The sequence below is a fragment of the Streptomyces monashensis genome, assembly GCF_001866665.1.
Classification (GTDB): Bacteria; Actinomycetota; Actinomycetes; order Streptomycetales; family Streptomycetaceae; genus Streptomyces; species Streptomyces monashensis.
This window is the reverse complement of sequence record NZ_MLYO01000065.1, coordinates 16,017-33,258: the sequence shown is the minus strand read 5'-3', so window position 1 is coordinate 33,258 and position 17,242 is coordinate 16,017. Positions and strand designations below refer to the sequence as shown.

Genomic DNA, 17,242 nt, shown 5'->3' with positions numbered 1-17,242 from the left:
GTCCGGCGGGCTCTGCCCGGGCCCGCCGTCGGTGAGTCGCAGCGCAGACGTCATCGGTCCGCGCGGGTGGCTGCCCAGCGGCGTCGTACCGCTTCTTCGTGTTCCGCCTCTTCCAACGCCAGCTCCACAGCGTCCAGTTCGGCCCGCAGGCGCGGGATCCAGTGGCTGCGGAGGGCACGGACTCGCTGCCGTGTCCGTTCGGCCTCGGCGGCCAGCAGGTCGGCGGCTGTCTGATGGGCGGCGAGTTCCGCCGCCGCGCGGACCGCGGCGCGGTAAGCCGTTTCGGCGTGGGCGAGCGCCGTGTTGGAGGGAGTCGGCTCCGCCGGGGAGCGTGCGGGCGCCGCGCACTCCACTGCCGCCGGGTGGCGTACGCCCATCAGCGCGGCCCACCGGATGTCGACGCGGGCCCGGTCAGCGGGCGTCGCCTCGGCCAGCGCGCGTTCGCCTCCGAGCAGCACCCCGCGCAGCAGCCAGGACTCCGCGTCGGCCAGCCTCTCCTCCCACACCCGGCGCACGTCCTCAGCAGCCCGGCGTGCCGTGTGCTCGTGGTCCAGCAGGAGCCGGAGTTTGCGTTCGAGCAGGTCCGCTCCGCGCAGCGCCGTAGTGAGGCGGCGGCGCAGCCGTAGGCGTCCGGCCCGCCCCGCCGGGACTCGGCGTCCCCGCGGATTCATCACCGTTCCTCGTACCGCGGTGGAGCGTGGGTGTCGAGCAGGTCGGCCGGGAGCATGCCCAGTTGGCTGCGCGGCAGGGTCAGCAGCACCTCCCAAGCCCGATCGAGGGAATCGTCCAACGACCGGTCCTCGTCGGTGCCCTGGGCGAGAAAGCGATCCCGGAAGGCGTCCTGGAGGTCCAGGTGGCGCAGATCGGTCGGACTGAGCGCGGCACGGCCGATCAGGTCGGCGAGTTCCGCGACCTGCCGGGACCGGGCCAGCGCTGCGATCAGCTGGGCGGCGACGGCCGGATGATCGGCACGGGTGCGTCCCGCCCCGGCTCCCTTGCGCATCAGACGTGACAGCGAGGCCAGCGGATCGACAGGCGGATACGTGCCGGCCGCTTGCACGTCGGCGGACAGCACGATCTGGCCTTCGGTGATGTAGCCGGTGAGGTCGGGGACGGGGTGGGTGATGTCGCCGGCGGGCATGGTGAGGACCGGCAGGATGGTGACCGATCCCGGGTGGCCCCTGATTCTGCCGCAGCGTTCGTAGAGGGAGGCCAGGTCGCTGTAGAGGTAGCCGGGATAGGCACGCCGTGCCGGTATCTCGCCACGTGCGGCGGACACCTCGCGCAGAGCCTCCGAGTAGGCCGTCATGTCCGTCATCACCACCAGAACGTGGCGGCCCTCCGTGAACGCCAGGTGTTCGGCGACGGTCAGGGCGAGTCGCGGAGTGAGCAGCCGCTCGATCACCGGGTCGTCGGCGGTGTTGAGGAACAGGACGAGTTCCCGTGCCGCGGAACGCGTGGCCAGCCCGTCGCGGACGAACGCCGTGTCGGCGTGGGTGAGCCCCATCCCGGCGAACACCACGGCGAACGGCTCACCCCCACAGGTCGCCTGGGCCGCGATCTGCACGGCCAGTTCCAGGTGCGGCAGCCCGGCGGCCGAGAAAACCGGCAGCTTCTGTCCCCGCACCAGCGTGGTCAGCACGTCCACCGCGCCCACCCCGGTGAGCACCGGTTCGTTCGGCGGCTCCCGGCGTACCGGGTTGATCGGCGCGCCGCCCACCGCCTCGTACGACCCGCCCAGCACCGGCGGTCCACCGTCGGCCGGTTCGCCGCGCCCGTTGCACACCCGTCCCAGCCACCCGGCACCGACCGGGATCCGCATCGGCGACCCCGAGAAGGCGACACGGGTGCCGGTGCGGTTCATGCCGGCCGTGTCCTCCAGAACCTGGACCACCGCGAGGTCGCGGTCCACCTCCAGGACCAGCCCGTGTCGCCGTTCACCGGAGTCGAGCACGATCGTGGCGAACTCGTCCCAGCCCACCCCGCTCACCCCTTCGACGACCACGAGCGGACCGCGCAGTTCGCGCACGCCCGTGTACTCGACCTCCACCGGGCCGCTCACGCTGTCTCCTCGAGCCGGGCCAGCACGGTGTCGCGGGCCGCCGTCACCGGGGCTGTCTCCGCGGGGCCCGCCGCCTCGCGTGCCCGCAGCAACGGGCTGAAGTCGACCGCCTCGACGACCTCGGCCTGGGTACCGGCGTCCACCACCTCCAGACAACGGTCGATCACGGTCAGCACGGCGTCCACCAGAGCGGTCGTCTTCGCCGGGGCGCTGTAGGCGTCCGCCGGGGACAGCGCGCTCTGCTGGATCGCGGCCTCGCGCAGCAGCTGCCCGGCAAGCACACTGATCCGTTCACGGGGCGGCAGAGCGGTGATCCCTACCAGTTCGACAATGTCGGCCAGCCGGTCCGCCTCCGCCAGCTGCCGCGCGACGCGCCCTCGCCGCCCGGCCCACCCGGGGTCACCGGCACGCGCGTGTGCGACCGACAGCGCGGCGGCGTCCCGGGAGAACGACTCCGACCAGGACACGGCCGGATAGTGCCGTGCGTAGGCGAGATCGCGGTCCAGGCTCCACAGACACCGCACGAACCGTTCGGTGTGCGCGGTGACGGGCTCGGTGCGGTCGCCACCCGGTGGAGACACAGCACCGATCACCGTGACGGACCCCGTCGCACCGCCCAGCGTGCGAACGGCCGCCGCCCGCTCGTAGAACGCGGCCAGTTGGGAGGCGAGCGAAGCCGGGTAGCCCTCCTCGGCGGGCAGTTCGCCCATGCGGGAGGCGAACTCGCGTAGCGCCTCCGCCCACCGGGAGGTCGAGTCGGCGATGAGGACGACGGCAAGGCCCATGTCGCGGAAGTACTCCGCCACGGTCGCGCCCGTGTGCACACTCGCTTCCCGCGCCATCATCGGCATGTTCGAGGTGTTCGCGATCGTCACGGTCCGCTCCGCCAGCCGGCCACCGGTCCGTGGATCGGTCAGCTCTCCCAGCTCCTCGATGACGTCCGCCATTTCATTTCCGCGCTCGCCGCAGCCGACGTAGACGATCACGTCCGCGTCGCACCACTTGGCGATCTGCTGGAGCAGCATGGTCTTGCCCGTGCCGAAACCGCCCGGGACGGCGACCGTGCTGCCGCGCGCGACGGGGAAGAGCAGGTCGACGGCGCGCTGCCCGGTGTTCAGTGGTGTGTCCGCCAGCAGGCGTCGTCCGACCGGCCGCGGCTTGCGCACCGGCCACGACTGAACCATGCACACTTCCTCACCGCCTACGACGGCGAGCGGGGCGTCCGAGGCGTACGCGCCCACCGACGCGATCCGTGTCACCTCGCCCGACAGGTCCGGGGGTACCAGAAGCCGCAGTGGGACACGCGCCCCGATGTCCCCTAGGACGTCACCGGGCCCGACCCTTTGCCCTCGTACCACCCGGGGAGTGAACGACCGTGCAGCCGCCTCAGCGGTCGCTTGCCCACTCGTCGTCAGAAGATCGCCGGCGCCCGCCAGCGGGCGCAGCAGGCCGTCGAACACGCCACCGAGCAGATCCGGGCCCAGCCGCACCGTCAGCGGCCGCCCTTGAGGCTCCGCCGGGTGTCCGGGAGCCAACCCGCCGGTGTACTCGTACGCCTGGACGGAGGCGGTGTCCCCGTGGATGGCGACCACCTCGCCCGGCAGGCCGGCGCTGCCCAGCAGGACGAGATCATGCATGGCGACCGTGGGCGGGCATGCGATCTCCACGAGGGAGCCGGCCACCCGGAGGATGTGGAGGCGGTCAGCCCTGACGGAGGTCGGGGCACCGCCTCCGACGTGTGCAAGCGCGCCCGCGCCGGACCAGTCCGGCCCTGGGGCGCCAGGAGCGATCACGGCGGTCCCCAGAGCGTCTCGGCCCGCGCCCCCAGCCGGTCCAGGGCGCCGTCGGCAAGGGCGTCCGCCGACAGATCGACTCGGCGGCCAGGCACTTCGGCTGTCACCCCGCTCTGCTCAGCGGCCCTGACCTCAGCCTCCGCACCCAGTGCGGCCCGTGCCACGTGAGCAAGGTGTGACCGGGCAACCGCACCCTCCCGGGCCAGCGCCCGCCGCACGCCCGCGCGGACCTCGGCCCTGAGCGCCACGTAGACCTCGGTGCGGACCGCGAGTTCCGTCTCCCAGGCCTCCTGTGCGGCCCGCACCCGTTCCCGATCGGCCTCCTTGGCGCCGTCGGCCTCGCCAAGCTGGCGGGCCTGCGCGAGCACTGTTTCAGCCGCGGTGCGGGCTGCGAGCAGGGTGTCAGCCGCGTCGGCGCGTGCACGGTCCAGGGTGGCGTCCGCGGCGGCTCGTGCCGCCCGCAGCAGCTCGGCGCGGACGGGGCCGAGCTCATCAACCGGAGCGGTCATGGGGGCATCACCACCGCCAACGGCCGGGCCGGGGCCGGCGCCGTCGCCGCGTCCCCCAGAACGTCTGCGGCCTCGGTCGTGAGGATCACGAGGCCGACCGTGCGGGGCAACGTCCGCCAGGCCCTGCGAACGGCGTCCGGGTCCTCCGCCACGAGGACGTCGACCCCGGCCAGCGCAAGGCCGCACACGCTGGTCCGTGCGCCGATGGCGGACACCGTCCCCATCGTCAGGCCTTTCCGATCAGCAGGATCGCGACGACGAGCCCGTACACGGCGATGCCTTCCGCCAGTCCGACGATCACCATGGCCCGGCCGAACATCTCCGGTCGTTCGCTCAGCGCGGCCAGTGCCGCAGCTCCCGTGTAGGCGACGGCTATCGCGGCTCCTATCGAGGCTCCGGCCACCGCGATGGCCGCACCGATCAAGGCGGATCCGTTCACTCCACCGGATGCGGCGGCCCGCGCCGAAGCCTGCGCGGGCCCCGTCAGCGCCGTGGCGAGGACGACCAGGGCGCCGCCCAGCAGGCCGAGGTTCGTGGCCAGGAGCCAGCGGAAGGCGTGTCTGGTCCGGCGCCGCCGCAGCAACCGGACGGCACCGAGCACCGAGACCAGGACCGGCAGGACGATCAGCCAGGTGAGCATGTGATCACCTTCGCAGCGGGGTCGGCAGGTTCCGCTGGAGGAACGTGCCAGGGACGGAACGGGCGGCCCTCAATCTCGAAAAGCCGGGAGAAGAGTTCGTAGAACTCCAGCCGCAAGGCCTGCACGCCGGCCACCAGGGCCTCCAGGCCGAAGGAGAGGGCTGTGCCCACGACGAACAGCACAGCGGCGCCCGCGACACCGGCCGCGCCACGCCCTGCCAGGGCCACGGTGCCGCGCCACACCAGGTCGGCGAGCGCGGCATGGGTGAGACCGAAGGCCGCGAGCCGGGCGAACGACAGGGTGTTGGTGCCGGTACGCACGACGACGTCGAACAGCCGCACCACCGTCTCGGCGACTCCCGCGCCGCCGCCCGCCGTGACCCGGAACAAGCCGAACCCCACCAGCCCGAGCCCGGCCGCGGCGCACGCAGCCCCGGCCACTGCCAAGGCCTGCCAGTGCAGGAGCAGGCCTGCTGCGGCCAGCGCGAGCCCCAGGTAGAACAGCAGCCCGGCACAGCCGGAAGCCGCGTACAGGCCCACGGCCCAGCCGTTCTCCCGCACGCGGTTCACCGCGCCCGCGGCATGCGCGAGCACCAGCAGACCGGCCCCGAAGATCACCGCGGCGGCCAGCAGACGAGCGGGCTCGTCCAGCGGGCTCAGCCACAGCACCGGCAGCAGACCGGTCGGCCCGAAGAACTCGCCGTACGCGACGCCCGCGACCATGGCGGCGACTCCCGCGTACGCCAGGAACGGCCACAGCCGGGTGAGACGCGCCAAGGGGCGGGGCCACCCGAGGCGCAGAGCGAGCGCGCCGAGCACCAGCAGCGCGCCGTGCCCCACGTCACCGAACATGATCCCGAACATCACGACATAGGCCAGGCCGGCAGGCCACGAGGGGTCGAGGTCCGCGTAGGCCGGTGTGCCGTACGTCGTCACCAGGGAAGTGAAGGAGGCGGCCCGGCCCGAGCGCAGCAGCGTCGGCGGATCCGTGCCGCGCGGCAGGGGCAACGGCAACAGCGCGCCGCCCGCCGCGGCCAGTCGGTCCGCGACGCGCGGTACCTCGGCGGCCGGGCACCATCCGGCCAGCGCGGCCACCTCTCCCTGTCGTACGGCGCCCTGCGCACGCTCCTCCAGTTGAGCCTCACCGGCCAGCAGGGCGACTTGGCGCCGATGGTCGAGCATGTCGAGGTCGGGCGCCGTGACGGCCAGTACGGCCGGAGCGGTGCTCTGGGACTCGGATGTCGTTCCCTGCCCACGCAACCGCTGCAACCGCACGGCCGCCGCCCCCGGAGCCGCGTCCTCGGCGCGGTCCAGTTCCACGCAGCCCTCCTCGGCGATCCGCACCAGCGCGTCTCGCAGGCCCGTCTGGGGTACGACCACCGCCACGCGGCGCATCCGGACCGGTGTCATCGCCTCAGACCAGGGCATCGAACGCCTCTCCGGGCCGTCCACCTCGTGCCGCGGACTCCAGCGCGGCCCGCACCCGCCAGGTGTCCACGGACAACAACCCGACCGCGCCGACGACGACCGCGGGCCCGTACCGGCCTTGCCGCAGCATCGTCGCGCCCTCGGCCTGTACCGTCCGCCACCAGAGGGTCTCGGCCCGCCACAGCTCACCGGGCTCGTCGATGTCCGCCAGGACCCATCGGGCTGCCAAGGGAAGGCTGTCGCGGAACTCCCGGTACGACGAGGCGGCCGACGCCCGTGCCCCGAGCAGTCGTGCCGCATCGCGACGCACGGACTCCGTGAGAGAGCGGTGGTACACGAAGAGTTCCCTCGCGGTCAGCAGCACTGCACGCCCCTGAGCCCAGCGGTGTGCGGGCGGGACGGACACGGCGGTACGCCGCGCTGCGGCCATTCGCATGCCTGTGACCAGGGCCCACGGAGTGTCGTCGCCCGGGTCGCCCCAGGGCGAGGCGGCGAGCGCCGCCCGCAGTTCCGCGAGCGTCTCGGCACGTTCCAGACTCCGCCAGGCCGTCTCCAGGGCACCGAGCCGGTATGGCTCCGGTGCCTCGGTGCGCCGACCTTCCGGTGCCTGCAGCCGGGACACCACGTTGGCGATCTCGAATCCCGCCGCGAGCGGAACCAGCAGGCGGGCGCCGCCGGGCGGCAGCCATCCGGCCAGCACCCGCAGATGCCACAGGAGGCCGGCGGCCACCGCCCGCTGAGCATCGGGAAGGCCCGCGGTCGTCCGCGTGTACCGTGCGTACGGCGTCGTGGCGAGGCGCCGCAGGGCGTCGTCGAGCGTCGGACCGTGCGCGATGTCACGTGCCCCATCGGCGCCCGGATACCGTGCGACGAGGGCTTGCGCCCGCACCGCTCCGGCGACCCAGCCGGCACTCACGGCTCTGCCGCCGTCCCGCGAGCCGGTCTCATGGCATCGGCCACGGCGAGGTCCACCAGGTGCGGCATGCGTTCCCTTGCCCGCTCGCGGATCACCGAGGCCGTACGGTCTCCGGCCGCCCGCAGCGCTGCGGCCTCCTGCCTGGCTGCTCGGAGGAGGGGTTCCGCGGCCTGCCGGCGGATCTCGGGAGCCTGCTCCCGCGCGTCCGCCAGGAGATGTTCCGCTTCTCGTATGGCGTTCTGTCGAAGGGCTTCTGCCGTCTCCTCCGCGGCGGCCCGGATCCGTGCCACCTGCTGCTGAGCGTCAGCCAGCCGAGCAAGAGCAGGCTCCAGTTCCGCAGCGCGCTCAGCCATGCGGTCGGCAGGCACGCCGGTTGCGGACGCCCCCGGCGTCCCCGCCGGACGGAACCGCTCCAGGAAGTCCCGCAGGCTCATCGGCAGCCTCCTGCCGGTCGGTGCTCCTCCAGTTTCACCGTCTCCGGCCCACCCCGCACCGGATAGAGCCCTTACGTCGTTCCACCAGGGCCGTTCGGCTCTTGGCATGGGTGGCGAGAACGGGACAATGGGACGGTAGGCGACTCGACGGAGTCAGGAGGCCGCTGTGAGCGCGCACGAGAACCTCCGCGCGGGGGCCGACGCCCGGCAGGGTGTGCCCGCAGGTGCCTGGAGCCCGGGAGAAACGGCTCGACAGGACGCGCTGCTCCGCTACCTGGGTGCGGTCGCCTCGGCCGCGGCCAAGCACTCCGGCAGTGCGGCCGAGCACGCGCACACCGAGGAGCGGGCACCGTCGGCCGTGACGCCCACGCGCCGGCCAGACCTCCCGCAGGAACCCGGTATGCCACTGGTGCGGGACGTGATGGACGTGCCCGCCGCCTCCCTCTGCGAGGACCAGGCGTATCGCGACATCGCCCGGCTGCTGGCCCGCGAGCAGGTGGGCGCGCTCCCGGTCGTGGACACCGATGACCATGTCGTCGGCGTCGTCTCGGAGTCCGATCTGCTGGCCAAAGTCGCGTTCGAGGCCTCCGGCCACCGGCCCGGACGCATCGGCAGACTGCGCGAACGCCGGATGCACGACAAAGCTCGGGGCGAGACGGCCGCCGACCTGATGACGAGTCCCGCGATCACGGTACTGCCGGGCACGACGGTGGCCGAGGCCGCCTGGCTCGCCGCGTTGTCCCGGGTGAAGCGCATGCCCGTCACCGATCGCAACGACCGACTCGTGGGCGTCGTGCGTCGTGACGCGTTGTTGCAGGCGCTGATCAGGGATGATTCCGGTATCCGGGCGGAGGTTCAGGCCACGTTGGAAGCCTGCTGTCCACCGGCTGACCGGGAGAGTGTGGCCGTCACCGTGCGCGACGGGATCGTGGAGCTGACGGGCCGGCTGCCGTCGGCGACGACGGCCCGGCTGGTGGCGGAGGTCGAGGGGATCGCCGACGTCATCGAGGTGAAGAACCTGCTCAGCGCCGACTGAGTTCGGCCGCTCTCATCCGATCACCGGGGGTCTGGCCTCCCGGCGTGGTGGGAATCGTGCAGGTGGGGGTTTGGCTGGTCGAGGTGGGAGGCGAGGACGGCCGCCTGGACCCGGCGCTGCACTCCGAGCTTCGCCAGCAGCCGTGAGATGTGGTTCTTGACGGTCTTCTCCGACAGGTACAGCCGCTTGCCGATCTCGCGGTTGGTCAGGCCGTCACCGATCAGCTCGAGGATGTCCCTTTCCCGGGGAGAGAGGCCGGCAAGTTCCGCCGGCAGGGAGGGGACCTCGGCCGCGTCCGCGCGCAGGGAACGCATGAGCCGGGCGGTTGTCGCCGGATCCAGCATCGACTGCCCCGAGGCCACGGTGCGCACCGCTGACACCAGGTCCGAGCCCGTGATCTGCTTCAGGACGTATCCGGACGCGCCGGCCATGATGGCATCCAGCAGGGCGTCCTCGTCGTCGAACGAGGTCAGCATCAGACACGCCAGCTCGGGCATCCGGTCGCGCAACTCGCGGCAGACCGAGATGCCGTCGCCGTCGGGCAGACGGACGTCGAGAATGGCTACGTGGGGGCGCAGAGCGAAGCCCCGGACCAGCGCGTGTTCGGCGGTGTCCGCGTCGCCGACGACGCTGATGTCGGGTTCCGCGTCGAGGAGGTCGGCAAGGCCACGTCGTACGACCTCGTGATCGTCGAGCAGGAACACGCGGATCGGGTCCTGCTCGCTGAAGGTGCGCATCTCGGTCATGGCGACCCCACGTTTCGCGGACGATGGAAGACTGCCGACTGCCCCAGGAGGCCGATCGTCACCGGCGGTCGCACGGGGGCCGACCGGCCCGGTCACCACGACGATATCGCCTCCGGTCACCGGCCGGCGGTGTGCTGAGCGAGGTCGAACTCCACGTCCACCACCCCTTCGACGGCCCTGATCAGCCGGGCCGCGACGGGCACGAGGGCGGTGTCGGGGAGCCGGCCGGTGAGCGTCACGACCCCGTCGTGCACCTCCACGTGGACGGCCGACGACGGCGGCGGGAAGAGGTACGAGGCGATCTCCCGCCGCACCTCCTCGGCGATGTCCTCGTCGTCGCGCAGGAAGACCTTGAGCAGATCGGCCCGGCTGACGACACCGGCCAGCAGCCCTGCGTCGTCCACCACGGGCAGCCTCTTGACCCCTTCGTGCGCCATGATGCGCGCGGCCTCGGCAAGGGTGGCGCCGGCCCTGACAGTAACGGCGGGGGACGACATGAGGTCGTCGGCCATGAGGGCGCCGGCCTTCGCCACATCGACGGGCTGTCGCAGCTGGAGGTAGCCCGCGTCGGGGTCGTCCCGGAGCTCCTCCTTGGGCAGCAGGTCGGCTTCGGAGACCACGCCGACCACCCGGCCCTCGCCCTCGATCACGGGCAGGGCGCTGACCTGCCAGTCCTGCATCAGCTGCACGATCTCCTTGAAGGGGGCACGGCGGCCGACGGCGGCGACCGTCTGGGTCATCACGTCGCTGACGATGTGGCGGGTGCCGTACATGGTGACTCCGTAAGGGCCTCGATGAGGTGTCCGCTCCTTCCAGGGTGTGCCGGGGACAGGCGGCAGTGCCAGGGGCCGCACGGCCCTCGCACGGGCCCGTGCGGCTTCCGGGCCGCAAGAGGCGCGCTGCCGGGCCGCAGTGGGTCGGTCGGGCCATGATGGGGCCGTGTGGCCCCTGATTGCCTCGGCGCCCCGACGCCACGCTGGTGTCGGAACCCTCGTCCCGGGAGGTGGAGACCATGTCCCGCACCGTCACCGTAGGTGTCGACGACTCGCCCGAGAGCCGGGCCGCGGCCGAGTGGGCGGCGCGAGAAGCGCTGCTGCGCGGCCTGCCCCTCAAGATCATGTACATCTCGGAGCCGACTCCCAGGTTCGTGGCCAGGACACCACTGCTCGATCCCGACACTTACCGGCACTGGGCAGAGCAGGTGACGAGAGAGTCCGCGGACGGCATCCGGCTTCGCCACCCGGGCATCGAGGTGATCACCGAGCAGCTGACCGGAACCCCGGCCGACGTCCTGTGCGAGGCGGCGGGCTTCGCCGAGCTGCTGGTCCTGGGCTCGCGGGCCCTCGGTGGACTGGCGGGGTTCATGGTGGGCTCGGTGAGTCTGGGCGTGGTCGCCCGCGCCGAGCGGCCGGTGGTGCTGGTGCGGGCGGGAGAGCAGGCCGCCGACGAGCACGAGATGGATCCGGCGGGCGTCCCGTCCGCTGCGGCGCCGTTCCGGCCCGTCGTGCTGGGGCTCGACACCGACCAAGCGGACGACACCCTGCTGGAGTTCGCCTTCGACGCCGCCGCGCGGCGGAAGGCCACCCTGCGGGTCGTCCACGCCTGGCCCGAGCCGCCGACCTCCTTCTACCGCTTCGCCGGCGACGCCGAACTCTACGACACCCTCGAACGCGGACAGGCCACCCTCCTGAGCAAGGTGCTGCAGCCCTGGCGGCAGAGGTTCCCTGACGTCGAGGTGATCGAGGCAAGCCGGTGCGGAAGCGCCGCGCAGGTTCTCGTCAACGACTCCCGTGACGCCTCCCTGGTGGTCGTCGGCCGACGCATCCGCACCAGGTCGTTCGGTGCCCGTATCGGCCATGTCGCCCACTCCGCCCTGCACCACATCGCAGCTCCCGTCGCGGTCGTCGCCCACAGCTGACCTCCGCTCCGGAGAAAGCCATGAGTGCATCAGCCGCACAGGCCGACGGGGAGCCTCTGGATCTGCCCGTGGTCGCCGGCGTCGACGGCTGCGAGCCGAGCCTGCGCGCCGTGGAGTGGGCAGCCGACGAGGCCGCCCTGCGCCGGGCGTCACTCCGGCTGGTGTACGCCTCGCTCTGGGAGCGCTACGAGGACGCTTCCATGGCCGCCGACCTCGGCAAGCCGTCCGAAGAGGTGATGGCCGAGGACATCGTCCGGACCGCCGAGCGGCGGGCCCGTCACCGGCAACCAGGCGTGAAGGTCACCACCGATGTGCTGCCCGAAGAACCGGAATACGGCCTGGTACGCGAGAGCCGCAGCGCCCTCGCGATGGTCCGGCGATCCGGCCGAGGGGCAGCGTCTCGTCCATGAACCTCGCCCCATCCTTGAGTTGCGTGCCGAGGACTCGCTGTGTCCGGTCAGCAGGCCCGATGCGGGCCTTGGGCCTGCGGATCAGCCCGTCCTGGGGCCCCACCGCGGTCCCACCAGATCCCACTCCCGGTCCCAATGGGCCATACGGCGCCGGTCGAGCCGCGCTCGCGCGACGGCGCCCGCGCCGAAGGCCGGGGCTGCGACGGCGAGGGCCGCCGCGGCGGCGAAGAGCGCGGCTTCGGCATGACCCTCGTCCCGGCCCGTCGGCTGCGACGGACTGAGCCGGCCCCGGTCGTCCTGCCACACCGTCACCCGAGCCCCGGCCTTCAAGCCGCCGTCCACCAGCGCGTGCCCGGTACGAGCGGTGCCGTCGGGGGCCGTCCAGCGCAGGGCTCCCTGGACACGGCCGTCGGTCGACCAGTCCGCGGTGACGCCGTGCCGTGCGTCGGTGAGCAGGACAGCGCTGACGGGATGCCGGTGGGTGCGCTGCTGCGCGAACTCGTGCTCGGCGCTGCGGTCCGTGACGAGTGCGGCAACGCCGCCACAGACCACCACGACCAGCCAGACTGCCAGGACGATCCAGGCCTCGATGACGTCCTCACGCCGCCGCAGGGGACTGCTCCGCCATCGCCACAGCCGCTTGCCGCTGCTCATAACGGACACCTCCATGCCGCGACGACTCCTTCGACGGTGACTCCGAAGGTGCGGCTTTCACAGAGGCCGGGGGCCCTCCTGCCGGGCCACCCGGGCCCGGTCACCGGGCCACGGGGCCCATTGGTCTCCATGGGCGATGTCCACGGGAGGGACGCGGGGAAGCGGACGTGACCCGGTGAGGCGCCGCAGCCCCACCGCCCCGGTGCCGAGCCGTTCGGAACCGCCCGGCCGGGGATGGGGGCCGGACGGCTCGAACGCAGCGTTCCGCGCACCGCTCAGGCCGAAGGCGGCAGTGCGGGTGGTGAGAGACCCGCAAAGGCAGCGCTGGTAGCGGACAAGGCGCACACCGAGCCCCGGGCGGGAGGCGACCGCGCGGCGCGGGTGAGCGTCGATCACGGCACTGTGGTGACAGGACGTCGGATCGCTGGGTCAGCGATTGCTGCGACAGCCCGGCGACTCAGCCGGGTGCCGTCCTGGTCTCGCTCGACTCCGTCAGGCGGACACCCGCAACCAGTTCGGGGCGGATGCGCACCGCTTGGTCCATGCCTTCGATGGGTGCCCAGGGCTGCAACAACTCCCGGATGCGGTCCAGTTCGGCCGGGTCAGAGACGAGTTGGGCGTAACCTGTGACGACGACGCTCCAGCCGAGGTGGGTGTCCGGGTCGATGACGTCTGCCTCGTAGGCGACGACCACGCCTGTGCCGTCGGCCTCCTCGGCGTGGGACGTCAGAGCCGCGCCTTCGTAGGTGCGGATGACGATGTCCCCACTGTCCAGGGCGTGGTTGACCGGGCGGACCGTGGGCAGGGCCTGCCGGGTGAAGACGATCCTCCCCAGCGATACGCTGCCCAGCAACCGCAGCGCCTCGGCAGGGTCCAGGTCGATGCGCCGGTTCGTGGGAGACTGGTTGCGGGTCATGGGCTGCTTCTTCTGCAGGTGAGTAACTGGTTCTCGACCGAACCCAGTTGGCCCGTGCACGGTCGGGTGCGACGAGGGTGGAGCGGCACCCGAAGGACCGTCGCCACTCCTGCTCTCACCGTCGTCCATGACGGACCTGCTCTCCAGTGCCATTCGGGTCGAGCAAGGGGCCCGAACGTCCCCCTCACCTGCTGACACTCGCGTCCATGCCGGTCAGCGCCGCCCGGCCGCTCTCCAGACGGGCCACCGGAACCCGGAACGGTGAGCAGGAGACGTAGTCCAGGTTTGTGGCGTGGAAGAAGTGGATCGACTCCGGGTCGCCGCCGTGCTCGCCGCAGACACCTGTCTCCAGATCCGGGCGTGCCGCGCGCCCCTCCTCGACCGCGATCCGGACCAGTCGGCCCACACCCTCGCGGTCGAGCGTCTCGAACGGTGAGGCGGCGAAGACGCCCTTGTCGAGATAGGCGGAGAAGAACGCGGCCTCCACGTCGTCGCGGGAGAAGCCCCAGGTGGTCTGGGTGAGGTCGTTGGTGCCGAAGGAGAAGAACTCCGCCTCCTCGGCGATACGGCCTGCGGTCAGTGCGGCCCGGGGCAGCTCGATCATGGTGCCGACCGGACACCTGACGGGGACCCCGGTCTCCTCGCCGACCTCCGCCAGGACTCGCATGACCTCTTCGCGGGCGAGCCGCAGCTCCTCGACGGCGCCGACCAGCGGCACCATGATCTCCGCCCGGGGAGACCCACCCGCGCGGGTGCGCTCGACGACCGCCTCGGCGATCGCCCGCACCTGCATGGTGACCAGTCCCGGCACCACCAGCCCCAGCCGCACGCCCCGCAGGCCGAGCATCGGGTTCTCCTCGTGCATCCGGTTCACTGCCTTGAGCAACTCCACGTCGTGCGCGTCCGGTTGTTCTCCGGCGGCCTCGGCCGCGGCGATGCGCACCGCAAGAGCGGTGCGGTCGGGCAGGAACTCGTGCAGCGGCGGGTCGAGAAGCCGGATGGTGACCGGCAGCCCGTCCATCGTCTGCAGGAGGCCTGTGAAGTCCTTCCGCTGCAGCGGCAGAAGAGCCGCCAGCGCCCGGTCACGACCCGTCTCCGTGCGGGCCAGGATCATGTCCTCGACCAGCTTGCGCCGTTCGCCGAGGAACATGTGCTCGGTACGGCACAGCCCGATGCCCTGGGCCCCGAAGCGCCGGGCGCGCGCCGCGTCCTCGGGGGTGTCGGCGTTGGCCCGAACCTCCAACCTCCGTACGGAGTCGGCGTGATCCAGGGCCCGGCCCACCGCGCAGACCACGCTGTCGGCCTGCTCGCCGCTCTCCAAGTAGCGCATCGTCGCGGAAGCGACCAAGGGGACCGGCCCCAAGTACACGACGCCGGCGGAGCCGTCCACCGAAATGACGGTGCCCTCTTCAATGACGGTGCCGTCCCGACCGGTGAAGCGCCGCGCCTCGCCATCGACGGCGATGTCCTGGGCGCCGCACACGCACACCTTGCCCATACCGCGGGCGACGACGGCCGCATGGCTGGTCTTGCCGCCCCGGCCGGTCAGCACCGCCTGCGCGGCGACCATGCCGGACAGGTCGTCGGGAGTGGTCTCCTCGCGGACGAGGACCACCTTCTCACCTGCGGCGGCACGCCGTACGGCCTCCGCCGAATCGAACACCGCCGCGCCCACCGCGGCCCCCGGCGAGGCCGGCACACCGTGGGCGAGCGGCTCACCGGTGGCGGCGCTGTCGAAACGGGGGAACATGAGCCGTGCGAGCCCGTCGCCGCTCACCCGCGCCAGGCCCTCGTCCGCGCTGATGAGTCCCTCCTCCACCAGCTCGGCGGCGATGGCGAACGCCGCTTCGGCCGTGCGCTTGCCCACCCGCGTCTGCAACATCCACAGCGTCCCGCGCTCGATGGTGAACTCGATGTCGCACAGGTCGCGGTAGTGCCGCTCCAACGTCTGCGCGTGATCGCGCAGCCGCCGGTAGGAGACCGGGTCGAGGTGTTCCAGCTCGGCCAGCGGTACGGCGTCCCGTATGCCGGAGACCACGTCCTCGCCCTGGGCGTTGGGCAGGTAGTCGCCGTACAGGCCTGGGCGCCCGGTGGCCGGGTCGCGGGTGAAGGCGACGCCGCTGCCGGAGTCAGGACCGAGGTTGCCGAACACCATGCGCTGCACGGTGACGGCGGTCCCGAGGTCGTCCGGGATGTGCTCGCGGCGCCGGTACAGTCGGGCCCGCTCGGCGTTCCAGGACCGGAAGACCGCGAGGACCGCCTCGTGCAGTTGCTCGGCCGGGGACTGCGGGAAGTCTCGGCCTGCCTCGTCGCGGATCAGCCGCTTGTAGGTTTCCACGAGCCAGGCCAGGTCGCCCGCGTCGAGACGAAGGTCGTCGGAAGCGTGACGGGCCTCTTTCAGCAAGGCCATGGCCTCGTCGAACAGGGCGGGGTCGATGCCCATCACAGTGATGCCGTACATCTGGACGAGCCGCCGGTAGGAATCCCAGGCGAAGCGCTCACTGCCGGACACCTTGGCCAGACCGAGGACGGATTCGTCATTGAGGCCGATGTCCAGGACGGTCTCCATCATGCCGGGCATCGAGAAGCGCGCTCCGGAGCGGACGGAGACCAGCAAGGGGTCGTCCGGCTGTCCGAGCAGCCGCCCGGTGGTTGTCTCCAGCGCCGACAGGTACCGGGAGATCTCCGCCGACAGACCCGCGGGCTCCTCACCGGTGGTCAGGAAAGCACGGCAGGCCTCGGTGGAGACGATGAACCCCGGCGGCACCGGCAGGCCCAGCCGACTCATCTCGGCCAGGTTCGCGCCCTTGCCGCCGAGCAGGCCGGCCATGTCGCGGCTGCCGCTCCGGAAGTCGTACGCATAGCGGACCATGACGCCACTCCTCGGCTCCGCGATCATCCGATGCCCTTCCAGCCTGGGACGGCAGCGGGGCACCCGGGAGGTGCCCTCGGTCCCGTCAGGCGGGCCGATCGGCCCATACGCTGGGACGCCGCGACGGCGCAGCCTGGTGGTGTCGTGGTACGGCGCCAAGCCCTGGAGGACGCCATGACCGGCACTCCCCCCGTCGTGAACGACGTGATGACCCGCAGGGTCGTCGCCCTGCGCACCGGGGCGGCGTTCAAGGACATCGTGCGGACCATGCAGGAGTGGCGGGTCAGTGCCCTACCGGTCCTGGACGACGGCGGACGTGTCGTCGGCGTGGTCTCCGAGGCCGATCTGCTGCCCAAGGAGGAGCTCAGCGAGCGCGATCTCAGCCGGTACGGGCAGGTCCGGCGTTCAGTCGATGTCCACAAAGCGCACGCGGTCACCGCCGCGGAGCTGATGACCACTCCCGCCATCACCGTCGCGCCCGACTCCACCCTCGCCCATGCCGCGCGCGTGATGGCGCGCAGCAGGGTGAAGAGGCTCCCGGTGGTCGGCCGCAACGGAACACTGAAGGGCATCGTGAGCCGGTCCGACCTGCTGAAGATTTTCCTTCGGGACGACGCGGACATCGTCGAGGAAGTCCGGCGCGAGGTCGTCGCTCGGCTCTTTGGCACGTATGCGCAAGGCGTCCGGGTTGAGGTACAGGACGGTGTGGTCACGCTGACCGGCCGGATCCACGAAACGGCTCTGATACCGCTCGCCACCCACCTCGCCCGGACCGTGGCCGGTGTGGTGGACGTGCACTGCGCGCTGACCGGACCGCCCCGCCATCCGGATCTTGACCCGGACCTGCCGGATCCACGGCGGTCGACCACTGCCTGACACCGTAGGAGTCGGGCGAGAGGTGGCGCGTAC

Annotated in this window: 17 protein-coding genes and 1 pseudogene; 4 read left to right on the top strand and 14 right to left on the bottom strand. The window is 72.0% G+C overall.

Annotated elements, in window-relative coordinates; all coding sequences use genetic code 11:
- Positions 1–50: 50 nt before the first annotated feature.
- The 9 genes from BIV23_RS34620 to BIV23_RS34580 all read right to left on the bottom strand — a co-directional run bounded on the left by BIV23_RS34620 (position 51) and on the right by BIV23_RS34580 (position 7,781).
- On the bottom strand, positions 51–671 hold the full coding sequence (locus BIV23_RS34620; protein WP_245790792.1) for a V-type ATP synthase subunit D: 621 nt from the start codon (positions 669–671) through the stop codon (positions 51–53).
- Positions 671–2,062, bottom strand: coding sequence for a V-type ATP synthase subunit B (locus BIV23_RS34615; protein WP_071384950.1), 1,392 nt, complete (start codon positions 2,060–2,062; stop codon positions 671–673). Before BIV23_RS34615 ends, BIV23_RS34620 begins: the two co-directional genes overlap by 1 nt.
- A complete protein-coding gene (locus tag BIV23_RS34610) occupies positions 2,059–3,744 on the bottom strand; it encodes a V-type ATP synthase subunit A (protein WP_245790791.1) in 1,686 nt (561 codons plus the stop codon). The genes BIV23_RS34615 and BIV23_RS34610 overlap by 4 nt, the downstream gene beginning before the upstream one ends.
- 107 nt (positions 3,745–3,851) lie before the next feature.
- A complete protein-coding gene (locus tag BIV23_RS34605) occupies positions 3,852–4,364 on the bottom strand; it encodes a hypothetical protein (protein ID WP_071384949.1) in 513 nt (170 codons plus the stop codon).
- On the bottom strand, positions 4,361–4,588 hold the full coding sequence (locus BIV23_RS34600; RefSeq protein WP_245790790.1) for a V-type ATP synthase subunit F: 228 nt from the start codon (positions 4,586–4,588) through the stop codon (positions 4,361–4,363). Before BIV23_RS34600 ends, BIV23_RS34605 begins: the two co-directional genes overlap by 4 nt.
- Positions 4,589–4,590: 2 nt before the next feature.
- Positions 4,591–5,004 carry an ATP synthase subunit C gene (locus BIV23_RS34595; protein WP_071384947.1) on the bottom strand — a complete coding sequence of 138 codons (414 nt, stop codon included), beginning with the start codon at positions 5,002–5,004 and terminating at the stop codon, positions 4,591–4,593.
- Positions 4,989–6,431 (bottom strand): V-type ATPase 116kDa subunit family protein, encoded by a 1,443-nt coding sequence (locus BIV23_RS34590; protein WP_245790789.1) that lies wholly within the window; start codon positions 6,429–6,431, stop codon positions 4,989–4,991. The genes BIV23_RS34595 and BIV23_RS34590 overlap by 16 nt, the downstream gene beginning before the upstream one ends.
- A complete protein-coding gene (locus BIV23_RS34585; RefSeq protein ID WP_071384946.1) occupies positions 6,418–7,347 on the bottom strand; it encodes a hypothetical protein in 930 nt (309 codons plus the stop codon). Before BIV23_RS34585 ends, BIV23_RS34590 begins: the two co-directional genes overlap by 14 nt.
- Positions 7,344–7,781 carry a hypothetical protein gene (locus tag BIV23_RS34580; protein WP_245790788.1) on the bottom strand — a complete coding sequence of 146 codons (438 nt, stop codon included), beginning with the start codon at positions 7,779–7,781 and terminating at the stop codon, positions 7,344–7,346. Before BIV23_RS34580 ends, BIV23_RS34585 begins: the two co-directional genes overlap by 4 nt.
- Positions 7,782–7,947: 166 nt before the next feature.
- Here BIV23_RS34580 and BIV23_RS34575 point away from each other — a divergent pair, with 166 nt between their 5' ends.
- Entirely contained in the window at positions 7,948–8,817 is an 870-nt protein-coding gene (locus BIV23_RS34575) for a CBS domain-containing protein (RefSeq protein WP_071384945.1), read from the top strand.
- A gap of 20 nt (positions 8,818–8,837) precedes the next feature.
- On the opposite strand, the gene BIV23_RS34570 is transcribed toward BIV23_RS34575, so the two are convergent.
- Both BIV23_RS34570 and BIV23_RS34565 read right to left on the bottom strand, forming a co-directional pair.
- On the bottom strand, positions 8,838–9,563 hold the full coding sequence (locus tag BIV23_RS34570) for a response regulator (RefSeq protein WP_071384944.1): 726 nt from the start codon (positions 9,561–9,563) through the stop codon (positions 8,838–8,840).
- A 116-nt stretch (positions 9,564–9,679) separates the two neighbouring features.
- Complete coding sequence (locus BIV23_RS34565) at positions 9,680–10,336, bottom strand: CBS domain-containing protein (protein WP_071384943.1); 657 nt, start codon at positions 10,334–10,336, stop codon at positions 9,680–9,682.
- A gap of 239 nt (positions 10,337–10,575) precedes the next feature.
- Here BIV23_RS34565 and BIV23_RS34560 point away from each other — a divergent pair, with 239 nt between their 5' ends.
- Both BIV23_RS34560 and BIV23_RS34555 read left to right on the top strand, forming a co-directional pair.
- Positions 10,576–11,481, top strand: a complete 906-nt coding sequence (locus BIV23_RS34560; RefSeq protein ID WP_071384942.1) for a universal stress protein — start codon at positions 10,576–10,578, stop codon at positions 11,479–11,481.
- 20 nt (positions 11,482–11,501) lie between these two features.
- Positions 11,502–11,855, top strand: a pseudogene (locus BIV23_RS34555) (universal stress protein); the annotation flags it as partial.
- 117 nt (positions 11,856–11,972) lie between these two features.
- Here BIV23_RS34555 and BIV23_RS34550 read toward each other — a convergent pair.
- From BIV23_RS34550 to ppdK, 3 genes are all read right to left on the bottom strand, one after another.
- The gene (locus BIV23_RS34550; RefSeq protein ID WP_245790787.1) at positions 11,973–12,560 is read right to left on the bottom strand and encodes an Rv1733c family protein; all 588 of its coding nucleotides are present in this window, start codon (positions 12,558–12,560) and stop codon (positions 11,973–11,975) included.
- Between the two features lie 442 nt (positions 12,561–13,002).
- The gene (locus BIV23_RS34545) at positions 13,003–13,461 is read right to left on the bottom strand and encodes a pyridoxamine 5'-phosphate oxidase family protein (RefSeq protein WP_071384940.1); all 459 of its coding nucleotides are present in this window, start codon (positions 13,459–13,461) and stop codon (positions 13,003–13,005) included.
- A gap of 184 nt (positions 13,462–13,645) precedes the next feature.
- Positions 13,646–16,333, bottom strand: coding sequence for a pyruvate, phosphate dikinase (gene ppdK, locus BIV23_RS34540; RefSeq protein ID WP_071384939.1), 2,688 nt, complete (start codon positions 16,331–16,333; stop codon positions 13,646–13,648).
- A 174-nt stretch (positions 16,334–16,507) separates the two neighbouring features.
- Here ppdK and BIV23_RS34535 point away from each other — a divergent pair, with 174 nt between their 5' ends.
- Positions 16,508–17,209 carry a CBS domain-containing protein gene (locus BIV23_RS34535; RefSeq protein WP_071384938.1) on the top strand — a complete coding sequence of 234 codons (702 nt, stop codon included), beginning with the start codon at positions 16,508–16,510 and terminating at the stop codon, positions 17,207–17,209.
- Positions 17,210–17,242: the final 33 nt, after the last annotated feature.

Bases quoted from the DNA above. Each gene is read 5' to 3' on its own strand.
- BIV23_RS34620 (WP_245790792.1), bottom strand. From the start codon at position 671: ATGAATCCGCGGGGACGCCGAGTCCCGGCGGGGCGGGCCGGACGCCTA.
- BIV23_RS34605 (WP_071384949.1), bottom strand. From the start codon at position 4,364: ATGACCGCTCCGGTTGATGAGCTCGGCCCCGTCCGCGCCGAGCTGCTG.
- BIV23_RS34600 (WP_245790790.1), bottom strand. From the start codon at position 4,588: ATGGGGACGGTGTCCGCCATCGGCGCACGGACCAGCGTGTGCGGCCTT.
- BIV23_RS34595 (WP_071384947.1), bottom strand. From the start codon at position 5,004: ATGCTCACCTGGCTGATCGTCCTGCCGGTCCTGGTCTCGGTGCTCGGT.
- BIV23_RS34590 (WP_245790789.1), bottom strand. From the start codon at position 6,431: ATGCCCTGGTCTGAGGCGATGACACCGGTCCGGATGCGCCGCGTGGCG.
- BIV23_RS34580 (WP_245790788.1), bottom strand. From the start codon at position 7,781: ATGAGCCTGCGGGACTTCCTGGAGCGGTTCCGTCCGGCGGGGACGCCG.
- BIV23_RS34570 (WP_071384944.1), bottom strand. From the start codon at position 9,563: ATGACCGAGATGCGCACCTTCAGCGAGCAGGACCCGATCCGCGTGTTC.
- BIV23_RS34565 (WP_071384943.1), bottom strand. From the start codon at position 10,336: ATGTACGGCACCCGCCACATCGTCAGCGACGTGATGACCCAGACGGTC.
- BIV23_RS34560 (WP_071384942.1), top strand. From the start codon at position 10,576: ATGTCCCGCACCGTCACCGTAGGTGTCGACGACTCGCCCGAGAGCCGG.
- BIV23_RS34550 (WP_245790787.1), bottom strand. From the start codon at position 12,560: ATGGAGGTGTCCGTTATGAGCAGCGGCAAGCGGCTGTGGCGATGGCGG.
- BIV23_RS34545 (WP_071384940.1), bottom strand. From the start codon at position 13,461: ATGACCCGCAACCAGTCTCCCACGAACCGGCGCATCGACCTGGACCCT.
- ppdK (WP_071384939.1), bottom strand. From the start codon at position 16,333: ATGGTCCGCTATGCGTACGACTTCCGGAGCGGCAGCCGCGACATGGCC.
- BIV23_RS34535 (WP_071384938.1), top strand. From the start codon at position 16,508: ATGACCGGCACTCCCCCCGTCGTGAACGACGTGATGACCCGCAGGGTC.